This window comes from Collimonas humicola, from assembly GCF_018304945.1.
In the GTDB taxonomy this organism is placed as follows: domain Bacteria; phylum Pseudomonadota; class Gammaproteobacteria; order Burkholderiales; family Burkholderiaceae_D; genus Collimonas; species Collimonas humicola.
In genome coordinates this window covers 1,369,556-1,385,379 of sequence record NZ_JAGQEE010000001.1, presented here as the reverse complement: position 1 = coordinate 1,385,379, position 15,824 = coordinate 1,369,556, and the positions used below count along the sequence as shown (strand labels likewise).

At 60.8% G+C, this 15,824-nt stretch carries 16 protein-coding genes; 6 read left to right on the top strand and 10 right to left on the bottom strand.

What is annotated here, in order from left to right; genetic code table 11:
* Nucleotides 1-128 precede the first annotated feature (128 nt).
* Nucleotides 129-764, top strand: coding sequence for a Crp/Fnr family transcriptional regulator (locus KHU30_RS06230; protein ID WP_230427197.1), 636 nt, complete (start codon nt 129-131; stop codon nt 762-764).
* A 114-nt stretch (nt 765-878) separates the two neighbouring features.
* Here KHU30_RS06230 and KHU30_RS06225 read toward each other — a convergent pair whose 3' ends face one another.
* Nucleotides 879-1,055 carry a glycine zipper 2TM domain-containing protein gene (locus tag KHU30_RS06225; protein WP_407928044.1) on the bottom strand — a complete coding sequence of 59 codons (177 nt, stop codon included), beginning with the start codon at nt 1,053-1,055 and terminating at the stop codon, nt 879-881.
* Nucleotides 1,056-1,349: 294 nt separating this feature from the next.
* Here KHU30_RS06225 and KHU30_RS06220 point away from each other — a divergent pair, with 294 nt between their 5' ends.
* The gene (locus tag KHU30_RS06220; RefSeq protein WP_211441703.1) at nt 1,350-2,372 is read left to right on the top strand and encodes a class I fructose-bisphosphate aldolase; all 1,023 of its coding nucleotides are present in this window, start codon (nt 1,350-1,352) and stop codon (nt 2,370-2,372) included.
* A gap of 71 nt (nt 2,373-2,443) precedes the next feature.
* Here KHU30_RS06220 and KHU30_RS06215 read toward each other — a convergent pair whose 3' ends face one another.
* The 6 genes from KHU30_RS06215 to KHU30_RS06190 form a co-directional block, all read right to left on the bottom strand.
* The gene (locus tag KHU30_RS06215; RefSeq protein ID WP_211441702.1) at nt 2,444-3,664 is read right to left on the bottom strand and encodes a 6-phosphofructokinase; all 1,221 of its coding nucleotides are present in this window, start codon (nt 3,662-3,664) and stop codon (nt 2,444-2,446) included.
* A 102-nt stretch (nt 3,665-3,766) separates the two neighbouring features.
* Nucleotides 3,767-4,789: a substrate-binding domain-containing protein gene (locus KHU30_RS06210; RefSeq protein WP_211441701.1), complete on the bottom strand. Its 1,023-nt coding sequence runs from the start codon at nt 4,787-4,789 to the stop codon at nt 3,767-3,769.
* A 520-nt stretch (nt 4,790-5,309) separates the two neighbouring features.
* Nucleotides 5,310-7,091 (bottom strand): GspE/PulE family protein, encoded by a 1,782-nt coding sequence (locus KHU30_RS06205; protein ID WP_407928025.1) that lies wholly within the window; start codon nt 7,089-7,091, stop codon nt 5,310-5,312.
* 73 nt (nt 7,092-7,164) lie between these two features.
* Nucleotides 7,165-8,001 (bottom strand): spermine/spermidine synthase domain-containing protein, encoded by an 837-nt coding sequence (locus tag KHU30_RS06200; protein ID WP_211441699.1) that lies wholly within the window; start codon nt 7,999-8,001, stop codon nt 7,165-7,167.
* Nucleotides 8,002-8,135: 134 nt separating this feature from the next.
* Nucleotides 8,136-8,444, bottom strand: a complete 309-nt coding sequence (locus tag KHU30_RS06195; RefSeq protein WP_211441698.1) for a hypothetical protein — start codon at nt 8,442-8,444, stop codon at nt 8,136-8,138.
* Between the two features lie 213 nt (nt 8,445-8,657).
* On the bottom strand, nt 8,658-9,146 hold the full coding sequence (locus tag KHU30_RS06190) for a DNA-deoxyinosine glycosylase (protein WP_211441697.1): 489 nt from the start codon (nt 9,144-9,146) through the stop codon (nt 8,658-8,660).
* A gap of 190 nt (nt 9,147-9,336) precedes the next feature.
* Between KHU30_RS06190 and KHU30_RS06185 the strand changes: the two genes are divergently transcribed.
* Nucleotides 9,337-10,086, top strand: a complete 750-nt coding sequence (locus KHU30_RS06185) for an SDR family oxidoreductase (RefSeq protein WP_211441696.1) — start codon at nt 9,337-9,339, stop codon at nt 10,084-10,086.
* A gap of 237 nt (nt 10,087-10,323) precedes the next feature.
* Entirely contained in the window at nt 10,324-10,779 is a 456-nt protein-coding gene (locus KHU30_RS06180) for an outer membrane lipoprotein (RefSeq protein ID WP_211441695.1), read from the top strand.
* Nucleotides 10,780-10,892: 113 nt separating this feature from the next.
* On the opposite strand, the gene KHU30_RS06175 is transcribed toward KHU30_RS06180, so the two are convergent.
* A complete protein-coding gene (locus tag KHU30_RS06175) occupies nt 10,893-11,474 on the bottom strand; it encodes a helix-turn-helix domain-containing protein (protein WP_211441694.1) in 582 nt (193 codons plus the stop codon).
* A gap of 144 nt (nt 11,475-11,618) precedes the next feature.
* Between KHU30_RS06175 and kbl the strand changes: the two genes are divergently transcribed.
* Nucleotides 11,619-12,848: a glycine C-acetyltransferase gene (gene kbl, locus KHU30_RS06170; RefSeq protein ID WP_211441693.1), complete on the top strand. Its 1,230-nt coding sequence runs from the start codon at nt 11,619-11,621 to the stop codon at nt 12,846-12,848.
* Between the two features lie 34 nt (nt 12,849-12,882).
* Entirely contained in the window at nt 12,883-13,848 is a 966-nt protein-coding gene (locus KHU30_RS06165) for an NAD-dependent epimerase/dehydratase family protein (RefSeq protein WP_211441692.1), read from the top strand.
* Nucleotides 13,849-14,020: 172 nt separating this feature from the next.
* On the opposite strand, the gene KHU30_RS06160 is transcribed toward KHU30_RS06165, so the two are convergent.
* The gene (locus KHU30_RS06160) at nt 14,021-15,067 is read right to left on the bottom strand and encodes a hypothetical protein (RefSeq protein ID WP_211441691.1); all 1,047 of its coding nucleotides are present in this window, start codon (nt 15,065-15,067) and stop codon (nt 14,021-14,023) included.
* A complete protein-coding gene (locus KHU30_RS06155; protein WP_211441690.1) occupies nt 15,064-15,663 on the bottom strand; it encodes a sigma-70 family RNA polymerase sigma factor in 600 nt (199 codons plus the stop codon). The genes KHU30_RS06160 and KHU30_RS06155 overlap by 4 nt, the downstream gene beginning before the upstream one ends.
* Nucleotides 15,664-15,824: the final 161 nt, after the last annotated feature.

Here is a 15,824-nt window from a genome sequence, read left to right as displayed (position 1 = left end):
CATTCGTCAATAACGCAATTTCTATCTGCCGTCTTGTTTCAGATAGAGCAGCTATATACCGGAGAACCAGTTTGGGCATCGTCGAGAACCATCTTGTCGAGTTGCTTCCGCATAGGGAGCGTTCGCGTTTGCTTGCAGCTTGCGAGACCATCCGGCTGACGTCCGGCGAAGTGCTGTGCGAACCCGGCAAGGCAATCACCCATGCCTATTTTCCGCTGGAGGCTTCGATTTCATTGCTTGCCCTGATCGACGGCAGACCAGGGGTGGAAATCGCCATGGTGGGAAGCGAAGGGATGCTGGGCGTGCAATTGGCCCTCGGAGTGACTGCCGCATCCGTGCATGCGCTGGTTCAAAGTCCCGGCGCGGCGCTGCGCATCGCCGCCGTCGCATTTCGCAATGAACTGGCGCACAGTCCGGCTTTATTGCGCAGCATGCATCATTATCTTTATGTTCGCATGGCGCAGATGGAGACTTCGGCCGCCTGCCTGCGTTTTCATTTGATCGGGCCGCGGCTGGCGCGCTGGCTGCTGATGAGCCAGGACCGGATTCACGCCGACAGTTTCCATGTCACGCACGAGTTCCTGGCCGCCATGCTCGGCGTACGGCGCGAAGGCATTACAGCTGCGGCGAGCGCACTGCAACGGAGCGGTTTGATCGCCTACCGGCGTGGAAACCTGACTGTGCTTGACCGGCAGGGACTGGAAGCGGCTGCCTGCGGTTGTTATGCGGCAGAACGCGAGGCCTATGACGCCTTGCTGTGCTGATGGCAGAGGGGGAAGAGCAGGTCGTTCGCAGATGTGCCAAACGCATCGACGCGCCTGCCTGCTGCTGGCGGCGGCGTCGAATTTTTTCTATTTCCAGGCCGTGCCGGAAGCAGCTTAGCGCTTGCCGGCCTGGTTGCCGATCACGCCGCCTACCGCTGCGCCGCCCACGGTGCCCAGGGCGCTGCCATTGGTTAACACAGCGCCGCCGACCGCGCCTATGCCGGCGCCGATGGCTGTGTCTGCGCCGCGCCGGGACATGCCGTCGCAAGCGCTCAAGCCAAGCGCCATCATCAAGGTAATCGCACTGATTGCCAGTCTTTGAGTCGTTTTCATTGGAACACCTCTTTGTGAAAAATTCCTGTTATAGGGGGAATGCCTGCACCCTGGCTTCCAAAGTAGTCTCAAAAGCGCAGGGCGTCAGTGCGGTAGCGCACCTAAGGCTGCTTTGCGTCGATTGTCTTGTCTCCCCGATAACGCTGCTTTCTGCGCGGTAAATTTCCGGGCGGTTGCCACCGCCTTGCATTCGTGGCAGCATAAACAGCGTAACTTCACGCCGTTCGCAGTCATCACCGGGAGTATCGGGCTATGAATATCGACGAACTGAAATCGGTTGCACGCGCCATCGTGGCGGATCAAAAGGGCATTCTTGCCGCGGACGAAAGCGGACCGACGATCAAGAAACGCTTCGATGCAATCAAGCTGGAGTGCAGCGAAGAAAACCGCCGCCGCTATCGCGAAATCCTGTTCACTACCGTGGGAGCCGAGCGCTATCTGGGCGGCGTCATCCTCTACGATGAAACCTTGCGCCAGAGTAGTACCGAAGGAACTCCCTTCGCCGAGCTGCTGGGCGGCCGCGGCATTATCCCTGGCATCAAGGTCGACGGCGGCGCCAAGCCGCTGGCGCTGCACGCCGGAGAAAAGATCACCGAAGGGCTGGACGGCTTGCGCGAACGCCTGCAGGAATACGGACAGCTGGGGGCGAAGTTCGCCAAATGGCGCGGGGTGATAGAGATCGATGCCGCCGCGCTGCCGAGCAGCTATGCGGTCCGCGCCAATGCGCACGCCCTGGCGCGATATGCCGCCCTGTGCCAGGAAGCCGGCATCGTCCCCATCGTCGAGCCCGAAGTGCTGATGGATGGCGCGCACAGCCTGGAACGCTGCGAAGCCGTCAGCGCGCAAGTGCTGGAAGCGGTGTTCGAAGAGCTGGCGGCGCATGGCGTTGCGCTGGAAGGCATGCTGCTCAAGCCGAACATGATCATCGCCGGCATGAAATCGCCGCAGCAGGCTGGTATTGGGCAGGTGGCCGCGGCCACCATGCGTTGCCTGGCGCGCCATGTGCCGCCGGCCGTGCCGGGCATCGTCTTCCTGTCAGGCGGCCAGGGCGCGGAGGACGCCACCGCGCACCTGAGCGCCATGAACCAGCTCGGTCCGTTTCCCTGGCAGGTGAGTTTTTCCTACGGGCGGGCGCTGCAGGCGCCGGTGCTGGACAGCTGGAAAGGCGTGGAGCAGAACGTGGCGGAAGCGCAAAAGATTTTCTTGCGGCGCTGCCGGCTGAACAGCCTGGCGTGCGCAGGCAATTACGACAGCAGCATGGAGAGCGGCGCTTAGCGGCTGTCATCCGCTCTCATGAAAATGCCGGGCAAATTGGATTGCCGGCACGGCTTCCTGCGGCAGCGGATTCAGCCCGCTTGATTGCGTATCTTGGCGACGGCTTCCGCGCGCAGGCGAAAGCCATCCGGCATGCCGGATCCCAGCAAGGGCCGCAGATACTGGTGGAAGGCGTCGCTGACGTCGGTGCCGCTGGCGGCGATCAGCTCGTCTTCCATGACGCGGGTTTTGCCTGCCACCACATCCAGCGCCAGCAATTCGTAATTGACCGAATAGGCGCCGCTGCGCTTGATGGCGACGGTGCCGTTGCTTGCCCTTTGCACGGCAAACTGCAGCGCCTTCTCGCCCACCTCGCGCGCTTCGCGCTGGTCGACATCCGAGACGCAGCCGGCAAATGAACGCTGCAAGTAGCCAAAGGTATCGCCGCGCACACGCTTGATGTTCAGCTTGGCCTTGATCTCTTCGCACAACAGGTCTGCCAGCGCGCCGTTGCCGGACAGCTGCACATTGCCATGCGCATCGCGCTCGACCGTCTCGGTCAGCAGGCTGGCGATAGGCGTGCCGGATTCATCGTGTATGCCTTCCGAAACCGCGATCACGCAGCGGCCCAGGCGTTGATATACCTCCTTCACGTCGGCCAGGAATTTTTCCAGCACGAAGCTGCGCTCAGGCAGGTAGATCAAATGGGGGCCGTCGTCGGGAAATTTCCGGGCCAGCGCCGAAGCCGCCGTCAGGAAGCCGGCATGGCGCCCCATCACCACGCCGACGTAGACGCCGGGCAGGGCTGCATTGTCCAGGTTGGCGCCGGCAAACGCCTGCGCGACGAAGCGCGCGGCCGACGGAAATCCCGGCGTGTGATCATTGCCCACCAGGTCGTTGTCTATGGTCTTGGGGATGTGGATGCAGCGCAGCGGGAAGGCCAGCTTTTCCGCTTCCAGGCTGAGGATGCGCAGCGTATCGGAAGAGTCGTTGCCGCCGATATAAAAGAAGTGGTTGATCTGGTGCGCTTGCAATACCTGGATGATTTCCTGGCAATACTTGAGATCGGGTTTGTCGCGTGTCGATCCCAGTGCGGAGGAGGGGGTGCGCGCCACCAGTTCCAGGTTGTGGCTGGTTTCCTGCGCCAGGTCGAGGAAGTCTTCATTGACGATGCCGCGCACGCCGTTGCGGGCGCCGTAGACCAGTTCGACATCGCGCATGCCGCGTGCCGCCAGCACCACGCCCACCAGCGACTGGTTGATCACCGCGGTGGGGCCGCCGCCTTGCGCAATAAGGATTCGTCTCGCTTGCATTTGCCTGCTCCTTGATCCATCGTTGTAAGGGCCGTCACCTGATTCTACCCCGATAGCCTGGCGGCGCCAGTCCAATACGCATGCCAGCCGCGGCGCGCGGACTTATCTTCCCCAGATTTTTTTATACTCGGCGCGGTAGCCGTTGTTCGGCTCAAAAGTGTTCTTGTCGCCGCCGTGAAAAGCGATGTTCTGTTCCGTCACCAGGTAGGCCGGCGTGGTATAGGCGCTGGCCTTTTCGCCGGAAAACGCGCGATTGAGTTCGTCGATGATCTGCCATCCCTGCTGGCCGAAAGGCTCCGGCACGGTGGCGATCTGCAGGCTCTTGCTGCGGATCCGCTGGTAGGCCGATTCGGAACCTTCGCCTGCCGACAGCGTCTGGATCTTGCTGCTGGCGAGCAGGCTCATCGAGGCCGGCGTCGTCAGCAGGTCGAGGTAGCTGTCGTTGACGCCGATGATGTGCGTCCATTTCTTGCCGAAGCGCTGCTGCAATGCCGCCAGCAAGGCCGGCATCTTCTCGGGCGAGGTGGTGATAGGCAGGGCTTCGACGCTAAGCAGGCTGCAGGTGCGGCATTGCTTGATCACCGCCACCACTTCATTCGATTTGGCCTGCGAATACAGGCTGGCCGGATCGGTGAACACCACCACGCCGGCCTTGCCGTTGGAATCGACCACGCCCAGCAGGCTGGCGATCAGCGCTTCTTCTTTCGGATCGGCGGTGACGTTGGAAAACAGGCCGTCGCTAGGACCGACCCGGGTCGAGGCATGCCAGCCGACCACCGGGACATTCTGTGCATTGGCGGCGTTCATCTCCTTCGGCTGTTCGTTGGCGTCGATGCCGGCCAGCACGATGCCGTTGGGTTTCAGCGCCAGCGCGCGGCTGAAGGCTTCGGCGTGCTTGTTGTCGACGCCCCAGCAATCGATCACGAAGACTTCCCAGCCGGCTACCGCGGCGGCCTCCTGGACCCCCTTGGAAACGCGCAGGACGCTATTGTTCTTGAGATTGGAAGCGATGACGACGATGAGTTTTTTTTGCGCTGCGATCTTGGGGCCGCTGGTAGGGCCGTCCCAGTTGTTCTTGAAAGCCATCGCCTTGGCGATCTTGGCATTGGCCCGATTCAAGAACAAAGTCGGATCTTCCTGCGCAAATGCTGAACTGATAAGGCCGAAGACAAGTGCCACCGTTACAAAATTTAAATTTGTAAATTTCATTATTTTTTATCCGGATTTTGACTGCGTATGGTCGGAGCGGATTTCCCGCTTGTCTTTTATTGCAAACGAATGCAAATTATTATTTGACAACAACTCCCTGCACTGCAATTTCCACCATCTCCCTTAGCCAGTACCGGCGCCGCTTTCCGTTAATTCTGTCTCCTGCTGAAAGGGCCCCGGACCTGGCTCGCCTTAGCTTACGCAAAGGTTAAATAATTGTCTATTGGAAATCAAGCCCAGGCCTGATGTAAAGCACTTTTTGCGCCAGGCCAAGAAAGCTCTTTCAGCGCCGCACTGCACCATGGGAGGGCTTTTCCGCGCAAAAGTGCAGGCGAACAAAAGAACAAAAAAACAAAAGGGCTACCGGCCGTGGCGGCGGGTAGCCCTTCTTGGCGTTGCTGCGGATTGCTGCTGCAATACGCGGAAAGCCGTCGCTTCAGGTCAGCGCGGAGGTCACTTTCAAGACTTCTTCCACCGTGGTGACGCCTTCCAGGACTTTCAATGCACCAGCAAGCCGCAAAGGTTTCATGCCGTCGGCGATGCTTTGCTTTTTCAGTGCATGGATGTCGGTTTCGGCCTGGATCATTTTTGAGAATGGCTGTGTGATGGTCAGCAGTTCGTACAGGCCGGTGCGTCCGCGGTAGCCGGTCTGGCGGCACTCGGGGCAGCCGACCGGATGGTAGACGGCGGCCGGCTTGGGCAGGTTCCAGTTTTCCGCCAGCGTTGCCCAGACTTCGTCGGCGACCTGGCCGTCGGCGCTCTTGCAATGCGTGCAAAGCGTGCGCACCAGGCGCTGCGCCATGATGCCGATCAGCGTGGTTTCCAGCAGGTAGTAAGGCACCCCCAGTTCGAGCAGGCGCATGACGGCGGACGGCGCATCGTTGGTGTGCAGGGTAGAGAGCACCAGATGGCCGGTGAGGGCGGCCTGGATCGCCATCTCGGCGGTTTCCAGGTCGCGGATTTCACCCACCATGATGATGTCGGGGTCCTGCCGCATCAAGGCCCGCACGCCGTCGGCAAAGGTCAGGTCGATGCCATGGTTCACCTGCATCTGGTTGAACGATGCTTCCACCATTTCGATCGGATCCTCGACCGAGCAGACATTCACTTCGGAAGTGGCGAGCGCCTTCAGCGTGGTATATAAAGTGGTGGTCTTGCCGGAGCCGGTCGGGCCGGTCACCAGGATGATGCCGTGCGGGCGTTTGGTCAGCGCATCCCAGCGCAACGCGTCGTCGGTGGGAAAGCCGAGTTCTGGCAAGGTCTTGACCACCACGTCCGGATCGAAAATCCGCATCACCAGCTTCTCGCCGAAGGCGGTCGGCAAGGTCGACAGGCGCAGCTCGATTTCCTGGCCGCCGGCGGTGCGGGTCTTGATGCGGCCATCCTGCGGCCGGCGTTTTTCGATCACGTCCATCCGTCCCAGCAGCTTGATGCGCGCGGTCATGGCGATCATGACCACCGCCGGCACCTGGTACACCTGGTGCAGCACGCCGTCGATGCGGAAGCGGATCGCGCTGAAATCGCGCTTCGGCTCCATATGGATATCCGAGGCGCGCTGTTCAAACGCATATTGCCACAGCCAGTCGACGATGTTGACGATGTGCTGGTCGTTGGCGTCGACCTGCTTGTTGGTTTTGCCGAGTTCGACCAGCTGCTCGAAATTATTCCTCAGCGCCAGCTCCTGGCCGCCCGATTTATGCGCGCTCTTGATCGATTTCGCCAGCGTGAAGAACTGTGTGATGTATTGCGTGATGTCGAGCGGATTGGAAATCACCAGGCGGATGTTACGGCGCGTGATCTTGGAGATTTCCGCTTGCCATTCAGTGCGGAACGGCTCGGCGGTGGCGATCACCAGTTCGGTCGCGCTCAGTTCGACAGGCAGGATGTTGAAGCGGGTGGCGTAGCTGGCCGACATGACGTCGGCGACCTTGGCGAAGTCGATCTTGAGCGGGTCGATCCGATAGAACGGCATGTGGACCTGGCGCGCCAGCCATTCGGTCAGCCAGTCCAGCGTCAGGACCCGATGCGGCGGCAAGGCCGACTGCCGCTTGCATTGGGCGACGGCGCTAAGCGGATGGATCGCGATCGCGGCGTTGCGGAATATCCCCTGGGCCTGGGTGTAGAAAGCTTTTATTTCATTCTTGTCGACCGTGCCGTCGTTCAGCAGCCAGGTGAAGATCTGCTGCAGGTCGAGTGTTTTGGGCGCTGCACTGTTCATTGCATTGTTCATCGCGATGGGCGGTTGGATTGGTAAGGCCGGCGCTGGCCGGCACGATGTTCAGCGTAGCCGTTCATTGCGGCGAATGCCAGGCCTTGAGGCCGTTGACCCAGGATTTGGCGGGCAGTTTGGTCGCTGCGGTAATTTCCGCCGCGCGTTCGTACCAGGCGCTGAAATCGGCTGGCGGGGCTTGCTTGAAAGCGATGGCGATGACGTTGCCCTCGTGGACTTCCGGCAGGCACCAGACGTCGTCGAAGGCGAACCGCATGGCTTTCAGGTTCTTGGCATAGCTCGGATGGTCGCCGAACAGGTTGACGGTCATGATGCCGTCGTCCTTCAGGCAGGCCGCGCAAGCGCTGTAGAACTCTGGCGTGTCCAGCACCGGCCCGCGCGCGGTGGCGTCGTACAGATCGACTTGCAGGGCGTCGATGCTGTCGTGGTTGACCGGATCGAGGACGAAGTCCATGGCGTCCATTTCGACCACCGACAGCCGTTCATCGTCGGGCGGCAGCTTGAACATGGAAGTGCAGATTGCCAGCACCGAAGGGTTCAGCTCGATCGCGGTAACCCGGGCTTGCGGAAACTGGCGATAGCTGAACTTGGTCAGCGCCGCGGTGCCCAGGCCCAGCTGGACGATATGCTGCGGCTGTGGATTGAACAGCATCCACGCCATCATTTGCTGGGCGTACTCAAGCTCCGGCCAGTCCGGCTTGCGCAGCCGCATGGCGCCTTGCACCCATTCGGTGCCGAAGTGCAGATAGCGGACCCCGTCCTGTTCCGACAGGGTGACGGGGGCGAATTTCGGTTTGCGGGCGGGTTTGGGAGTGTCTTTTTTTGCAACGGCGGCGCGCTTGCGCGGGCCTTCCATGCGGTTGGCGTCGGCTTCTATGGATTTGCGTTTGATCAGCATCAGGTGAATTAATTAGGCAAAAAAGCGGGTAAAAATGGATATGCAGCAATGATACCGCGCCACAGCTGCTGATTTAGCCTAAATATTGTTGCATCTCGCTTGCTGTCCTCGCTTGCCAGCCCTGGCCATTGCCGTTATCCATAGCTGTAGCGGCAGCCTATGAACATGGATTTTTTGCGGGTATCGCGGCCGGGGCCGGATCGCGGGCCGCGCTCCTGGTCGTAGACGAAATAGCCGTCGCGGCCGCACAGTTCGGCGGCTTTCTTGTAGCAGGCGCGCCAGGATTGTTCGGCATCGGTGCATTCGACCAGGAAGGCGTCGCGGCCATCCGGGCCGGGGATGCTTTCGGCGGTGACGCAGCCGCCAAGCGCCAGCAGCACAGGCAGGCTCAGCGCGAGCAGGTAAGGCTGCGGAAAGCGCCGCGGCAGGGAGAGTGTCTTCATATGGCTTGTGCTCCGGCTTAAAGGCTGAGGCCAAGAGAGACGCATGCCGACAGCGACGCCAGCAAAGCCAGTGCGACGGTATAGCGTAAAAGATTCTTCAGCAGTGACGACATGTTCATTCCTTGAGAGATGGGAGCTGCTCATTCTAGGGAGCCGGCGCCGCTCAAGGTTTGTCGATTTGTGGAGAAAGTGTGAGTGTTTTGTAATCGGCTGTCAGCGCTCTTGCAGAACGATCCAGGCCGCCAGTTTTTCCGCGTAGGGCCGGGTGTAGGCCGGGCTGCTGGAAGGCAGCAGGAGGATGCGATAACGGCCGGCCTGTTCTCCCAATGCCTTCAGTCCCAGTTTGGCGGCAGTGCCGCCATTGAAGGCGATGGTGTGCAATTGCGGCAGCCTGGCGATCAGGCCGGTCAGGTCGTTATGCGCGTGGTCGCGGATATTGCTGTCCAGGCTGCCGTCGCGGCGCGCCTCGGCGACCACGTCCCACAAGCCGATGCCGTGCGCCAGCAGCACCGGCAGCCGCTCGGCATAGGGCAGCGCCGGCAAGTCGACGCCGACGACTTCCGCCAGCAGTTTCCAGAAACGGTTTTGCGGATGGGCGTAATACTGGCTGTGCGCCAGCGATTGGACGCCAGGAAGGCTGCCGAGGATCAGCGTGCGGACTTGCTGATCGACGACCGGTGGGAAGCTACGCTTGCGGTTCATTTTTTCTTGCAAAATGCGCCCTGATATTTTCGTGATATGGATCTGGAATGTGCAACTCTGGCATGACTCGCCAGTCAAATGCGGTTAATCGCAGCCTGATTATAATGGGCCGGGATTAGCGGCAATCGGCGGGGCCGGGAGGGCGAGTGCGCCGCCCTTGCCTTGATGCGTAAAAAATGAGGAAGCAAGCATGTCGAAACCAGTCATGATCGTTACCGGCGGCGGCCGCGGCATCGGCGCCGCCACCGCGTTATTGGCCGCTGCGCGCGGCTATGCTGTTTGCGTCAACTATGTCCACAGCCGCAGCGCTGCCGAGTCGGTGGCGGCGGCTATCCGCGGCAGTGGCGGCGAAGCGCTGGCGGTGGCCGGCGATGTCGCAGTCGAAGCCGATGTCATGGCCCTGTTCCAGGCTGTCGACGGTCAGTTGGGCAAAGTGACAGCGCTGGTCAACAACGCCGGCATCCTGGAGCGCCAGATGCGCGTGGAAGAAATGGACGTGGCGCGTTTGCAGCGGGTGCTGAACACCAATGTCGTCGGCAGTTTCCTGTGCGCGCGCGAAGCGGTGCGGCGCATGTCGACCCGCTTCGGCGGCGAAGGCGGCGCCATCGTCAATCTGTCGTCGATGGCGGCCAAGCTGGGCGGTCCGGGCGAATACGTCGATTACGCCGCCTCCAAGGGAGCGATCGACGCCATGACCATTGGCCTGGCGAAGGAAGTGGCCGACCAGGGCATCCGCGTCAACGCCGTCCGTCCAGGCGTCATTTACACTGAGATACATGCCAGCGGCGGCGAGCCGGACCGGGTCGAGCGGGTCAAAGACAGCGTGCCGATGCGGCGCGGCGGCAGCGCCGAAGAAGTGGCGCGCGCAGTGCTGTGGCTGCTGTCGGAGGAAGCGTCGTATTGCACCGGGACCATTATCGACGTCTCCGGCGGACGCTGAGACCTGATCCATGGTTAAACAGGCAAGCAAGCTGGTCTTTTTGGCAAAAAAACGGCGGTTTTGAAAACATTGCTAGAATGCGCGTTGCTGGCGAATAGGTTTGGCAAGTATCGCGCATGTAAAAAGTTTCCGTGTTGCACTATAATTGATTTAGCAACCCCTCTGCTGGTGCGCTGACCGAGTTATCCGGGTGCGGCAATTTTAATGTATGAGCAATTTACGATGGAGTTATCAAGAATGAAGAATCTGATTATTGTTGCCGCCTTGGTGGCGCTGGGCGGTTGCGCCGTGCCTCCGAATTCCGCCAATGTGTATGGCACCAGTCAGGCGCAGGGCGAGCAATCGGTGCGTATGGGCGTGGTGGATTCGGTGCGTCCTGTGACGATTGATAAGAGCCGCGGCGGCAACGAAGCTGGCACCCTGGCTGGCGGCGCGCTCGGCGCGGTTGCGGCCGGCTCGACCATCGGCAAGGGCAATGGCTCGCTGGCGGCCGGCGTGGTTGGCGCGGTGCTGGGCGGCATCGTCGGCAACCAGGTGCAAAACAATCTGAACCAGCGTCCGGGCCTGGAAATCACCGTGCGCCTGAGCAGCGGCGAATTGCGCGCTATTACCCAGGATGCCGACGAGCGCTTCAACGTCGGCGACCGCGTTCGCCTGCTGTCTTCCGGCGGCGTCACCCGCGTCACGCATTAATTGCCGTAGCGGCTGGCAGCCTGGCTGCCGGCGGCAAAAGCCAAGGGGTGGAACAGCGATCGCAATCGCTGTTCCCCCCCTTTTTTATGGAGCTGCCGGGCAGTTGCGGTTCGTTACGGTCCGTTGTGGATCACCACCAGCAAGGCGGTGGCGGTGCTTTTGCCGACATTCTTGATGTAATGAGGGCGGTCGGCGGCATATCTTGCCGTTTCGCCAACCTTGATTTTGCTCAGGTTGCTGCCGCTCTGGACTTCCAATGTACCGGACAGGACGGTCAGGTGTTCGCGCGAAGCCGGCTCATGCGCTTCCGAATCGAGGCAGCCGCCCGGCTCCAGCGACAGTTCATACCATTCGAACTGGCCGGCCAGCTCGATCGGGCCGAGGATGCGCAACTCGCAATGACCATCCCGCGAACGCAGCGACGGCGTGGCGTGGCTGGCCACGGTTTCAATCGAGGCCGGGACTACCTGATTGCCATCCACCAGCAAAGAGATAGGCACGCCCAGCGCATTGGCCAGGCGCCACACCACGGCCACCGTCGGATTGGCCTGGTTGCGCTCGATTTGCGACAGCATCGACTTCGATACGCCGGCGCGCTTGGACAGGGCGTCCAGCGACAGGCCGTCGGCCTGGCGCAGCCTGACCAATGTGTCGCCGACTTTTGGCGGCGCGTCTTCCAGCATCTTATCTGCCATGCTTATTTTCCATGTTATTCCCGCTGTTTTTTTTCGCTGAATTGCCGTGCATCCGGTTGACAGTCTGGTTATTGTGCATTATCGTGGAATTTGTGTTCGATATATCGAATTAAAACAATATATTATATAAGATCGAGGCTCGCAATGACCGTGACGCAAGAGAATACCCAAAACCATGGCGCTCCGCAGTTCTACAGCCACCTGCGCGACGAATTGAGCGCAATCGAAGCTGCCGGCCTGCTGAAATCGGAGCGCCTGATCCTTGGCCCGCAGGGCGGCAAGATCAGCACCGAAAGCGGCGAACTGATCAATTTGTGCGCCAACAACTACCTGGGATTGTCTTCCCATCCGGCCTTGATCAAGGCTGCGCATGATGCCCTCGATTCGCACGGCTTCGGCCTGAGCTCGGTGCGCTTCATCTGCGGCACGCAGGATATCCATCGCCAGCTGGAGCAGCGCCTGTCGGCTTTCCTCGGCACCGAGGATTGCATCCTGTATGCAGCGGCTTTCGATGCCAACGGCGGCTTGTTCGAACCTTTGCTGGGCGAGCAGGACGCGATCATCAGCGACGCCCTCAACCATGCTTCGATCATCGACGGCGTGCGCTTGTGCAAGGCGAAGCGCTATCGCTATGCGCATAACGACATGGAAGACCTGGAGCGTTGCCTGAAGCAGGCCAAGGCCGACAACGCCCGTTTTTCCATGGTGTTTACCGACGGCGTGTTTTCGATGGACGGCACGGTGGCGCAGCTGGATGTCATCCGTCAGTTGTGCGACAAGTACGGCGCGCTGCTGGGCGTCGACGATTGCCATGCTACCGGCTTCATGGGCGCAAAAGGACGCGGCACGCATGAGGCGCGCGGCATCTTCGGCAAGGTCGACGTCATCACCGGCACGCTGGGCAAAGCCTTGGGCGGCGCCAGCGGCGGCTTTACAGCCGGGCGGCGCGAGGTGATCGACCTGTTGCGGCAACGTTCGCGGCCTTATCTGTTCTCGAATACCTTGATGCCGGCGATTGTCGGCGCCTCGATCGCCGCGCTCGATCTGCTGGAAGCATCGACTGAACTGCGCGACCGCCTGGAGCGCAACACGGTCTACTTCCGCAAGGCGATCACTGACGCCGGCTTTGAAATCAAGCCGGGCACCCATCCTATCGTGCCGCTGATGGTGTACGACGCCGTGGTCGCGCAAAAATTGTCGCGCCGCCTGTATGAGCTGGGCGTATATGCGGTCGGCTTCTTCTATCCCGTGGTGCCGCAAGGCCAGGCGCGGATCCGGGTGCAGATGTCCGCCGTCCATGATGAGGCAACCTTGCAGCGCGCAGTGGCCATTTTCCGGCAAGCCGGCGAAGAACTCGGCCTGGTGAAAAACTGAAGAAGAACTGAAGAAGAACGGTAAAGAGACTAAGATGAAAAAAGTATTGGTAATCGGCGCAAACGGACAGATCGGCACCGAACTGGCGACGGCGCTCGTCAAACTGCACGGCGCAAGGCAAGTGGTCGCAAGCGATATCCAGCCTGCCGGCAAGCATCCGGAGCTGGCGTATGAAACACTGGACGTCACCGATGCGAAGCGCCTGGCCGAAGTGGTCAGCCGACACGACATCGGGGAAATCTATCACCTGGCGGCAGCGCTCTCGGCAAAAGGCGAAGAGCACCCCGAGTGGGCCTGGAACCTCAACATGACGGGCCTGCTGAACGTGCTGGAAGTGGCGCGTCAGGCCAAGCTGTCCAAGGTGTTCTGGCCTAGCTCGATTGCGGCATTCGGCCCCTCGACCCCGCGCGACAATGCGCCCCAGGTCGGCGCCATGGATCCCAAGACCGTCTACGGCATCTCGAAGCTGGCAGGCGAACACTGGTGCACCTGGTACGCGGAGAAGTACGGCATGGATATCCGCAGCCTGCGTTACCCGGGTCTCATCAGCTACTCGGCGGAACCCGGCGGCGGCACTACCGATTACGCCATCCAAGCATTGTTCGCGGCAGCTGACGGCAGCGCTTTCACCAGTTTCCTGGGAGAAGAAAGCACATTGCCGATGATGTACATGCCTGACGCCGTGCGCGCCACTATCGAACTGATGAGTGCGCCGAAAGAAAATCTCAAGACGGCCGGTTCATACAACCTGGCCGCATGGAGCTTTTCTCCGCGCGAGCTGGTGGCCATCATCCAGCAGCGCTGCCCATCTTTCCAGGCAACTTACAAGCCGGATTTCCGCCAGGCGATCGCCGACGCCTGGCCGCGCTCGATCGACGATTCCAGTGCGCGTCAAGACTGGGCATGGCGTCCTGCGTATAGCCTGAGCGAGATGGTTGACGACATGTTGAAGCACCTCGCCGGGCGCAAATCGGCGAGCCAGGAAAAGCAAGTTGCCTAAGTTTGCGGCCGTTGTCGTTGTCATTGTTTAGATAAGATAAGCGCTTAAGACTGCGCAAGTCAGCGAAAAGGCCGGAGATGAAATGTCTTCCGGCCTTTTTTTATAATTATAAGAATCCAGTTAGTTTCCCCGAAAGCTCGGGAGACGGCACTGGCATGGTCTGCCCCTTTTTCTATTTCTTCAGCAATCTGATTTGCGCGTTCAATTTTTCCGGTACCGGATAGTCCGGATAGGCGCGCTTGAACTTCTCCCACTCTTCCAGCGCATCTTGGCGCAGGCCGGCCTTGAGCATCTCATCGATCGCCGACAGCCATGCTTCTGCTCTTGGCGTCGATTCCGCTTTTCCCGACGGTGCGACGACGGGCGCCATTTCCGATTGCGTTGGTAACGCCCTTGCTCCGGCGCCGGAAGCAAGGGCCGGAGCTGGGGCGGACGAGTACGTCGGCGCAGGGGCGGCAGCTGCCGGTGCTGGGGGGGGCGAATAGTTTGCATCGGGAGCAGGAGCTACCGGCGCAGGAACGTCTGCAACCGGAGCGGCCGGCATGATGATTGCCCGCGCTCTCGACGCGGAGCTTTCCGGGCTTGCAGGCTGCGATGGCGAGGCCGCGTAGTTTTGCCTTGATAGAGCGGAGGGCGGCGCAGGTGCGGGCGCCGGCGCCGGAGCATATGCAGGTGTCGCTTGCATATCCTGGATATTGAGCGGCGCCGATGATTTCGCTTCAGATGTCGTTGTTGTTGGAGGGGACGCCTTGCGGGCGGCAGTTTTTGGCTGCGGCAATTGCGGCTTTGCCTGCGGTTCCATGTCAACTGCTGCTGTTGCTGCTGCTGGCGGCGCCGCAATTGGCGCAGCAGGCTGCGCAGCCGGTTCGGCCTGGGGCGCGGCATCGTACGGCTGCACTGCCGGCTCTGCCTGCCAGCGCAGCGTCGCCAGAACCGCCAGCACCGTGCAGGCGGCCATTGCCAGCTGGGTGGACCAGCGCATCAAGAAATGTGGCTTGCCTGGCTTTGCGGCTTTGCCCGATAACGCATCGTTAGCGGCCTGCGGAGCTGGCGCTTCGGCTTTGGCCAAGGCATCGGCCTGCGCCAGGATGGCGGCGTCCAGCGCAGCCGAAGGCGATGGCTGCGGCAGTCCCCGTAACTGGCGCGCCAGTTCGCCTTCGCCCTGCAGGAAGGCCTCAAACTCGGCGTCGTCCAGGCGATTGCTGTCTTCGGAAGTCATGCTGCCTCCTCGCTGGAATCCAGGTCTTGCGCCAGGTGCTGCCGCAATTTGCGCATGGCGTAGCGCAGCCGGCTCTTGATGGTTTCTTCCGGCACAGCGACGATCAGGGCGATCTCTGCAAGACTCATTCCGTTAAATTGCTGCAAAATCAAAGCCTCTTTCTGTTCCCCGGGCAGCAACCGTATCGCCGCGTGCAGCCTGGCGATGCGCTGGCGGTTTTCCAGCGCGGCTTCGGGCGACAGCGTTTCCTGCGCTGTTTCGGCCAGGTAGTCGAACGCCGCCTGTTCCTCATTTCCTTGGCCGATCTCGCTGGCCAGCAAAGCCTGCTGCTGGCGCAGCAGATCAATCAGGCGATTGCGCGCAATCTGGAACAGATAAGTCCGGAACAGCGATTCCGGCTGATAGCGGGCGCGTGCATGATGCAGGCCTGCCCAGCTGTCTTGCGCGATTTCGTCGACCCAGTCGCGGCGCGGCGAGCGCCAGGCGATGAACTTGTATAAGCCTTGGCTATGGCGCCGGTACAGCTCCCTGAACGCGCCAAGATCGCCGTCACGGTAATTGAGCATCAGCGATTCATCGGAGGGTTCGGCGGGCATGGCGGATTGGCGGCTGCTTCTTTACCCGGCAGGGCGGTAGCGGCGATTGTGACGCCTGCCGTGCAAGAAAGCAATACGCCGATGCATGCTCGCCTGTCAGCCGTTCTGTACTGCATCAGAAATTTTTTTTGCCAATTTAACCCTCCAGCCGACACGGAGCC

What these genes read in the sequence shown, in the direction of transcription:
- KHU30_RS06200 (WP_211441699.1), bottom strand. Translation starts at nt 8,001, where the DNA reads ATGCTGATCAAACGCAAATCCATAGAAGCCGACGCCAACCGCATGGAA.
- KHU30_RS06185 (WP_211441696.1), top strand. Translation starts at nt 9,337, where the DNA reads ATGTCGAAACCAGTCATGATCGTTACCGGCGGCGGCCGCGGCATCGGC.
- kbl (WP_211441693.1), top strand. Translation starts at nt 11,619, where the DNA reads ATGACCGTGACGCAAGAGAATACCCAAAACCATGGCGCTCCGCAGTTC.
- KHU30_RS06190 (WP_211441697.1), bottom strand. Translation starts at nt 9,146, where the DNA reads ATGAACCGCAAGCGTAGCTTCCCACCGGTCGTCGATCAGCAAGTCCGC.
- KHU30_RS06180 (WP_211441695.1), top strand. Translation starts at nt 10,324, where the DNA reads ATGAAGAATCTGATTATTGTTGCCGCCTTGGTGGCGCTGGGCGGTTGC.
- KHU30_RS06195 (WP_211441698.1), bottom strand. Translation starts at nt 8,444, where the DNA reads ATGAAGACACTCTCCCTGCCGCGGCGCTTTCCGCAGCCTTACCTGCTC.
- KHU30_RS06155 (WP_211441690.1), bottom strand. Translation starts at nt 15,663, where the DNA reads ATGCCCGCCGAACCCTCCGATGAATCGCTGATGCTCAATTACCGTGAC.
- KHU30_RS06165 (WP_211441692.1), top strand. Translation starts at nt 12,883, where the DNA reads ATGAAAAAAGTATTGGTAATCGGCGCAAACGGACAGATCGGCACCGAA.
- KHU30_RS06220 (WP_211441703.1), top strand. Translation starts at nt 1,350, where the DNA reads ATGAATATCGACGAACTGAAATCGGTTGCACGCGCCATCGTGGCGGAT.
- KHU30_RS06215 (WP_211441702.1), bottom strand. Translation starts at nt 3,664, where the DNA reads ATGCAAGCGAGACGAATCCTTATTGCGCAAGGCGGCGGCCCCACCGCG.
- KHU30_RS06225 (WP_407928044.1), bottom strand. Translation starts at nt 1,055, where the DNA reads ATGATGGCGCTTGGCTTGAGCGCTTGCGACGGCATGTCCCGGCGCGGC.
- KHU30_RS06175 (WP_211441694.1), bottom strand. Translation starts at nt 11,474, where the DNA reads ATGGCAGATAAGATGCTGGAAGACGCGCCGCCAAAAGTCGGCGACACA.
- KHU30_RS06160 (WP_211441691.1), bottom strand. Translation starts at nt 15,067, where the DNA reads ATGACTTCCGAAGACAGCAATCGCCTGGACGACGCCGAGTTTGAGGCC.
- KHU30_RS06205 (WP_407928025.1), bottom strand. Translation starts at nt 7,091, where the DNA reads ATGAACAGTGCAGCGCCCAAAACACTCGACCTGCAGCAGATCTTCACC.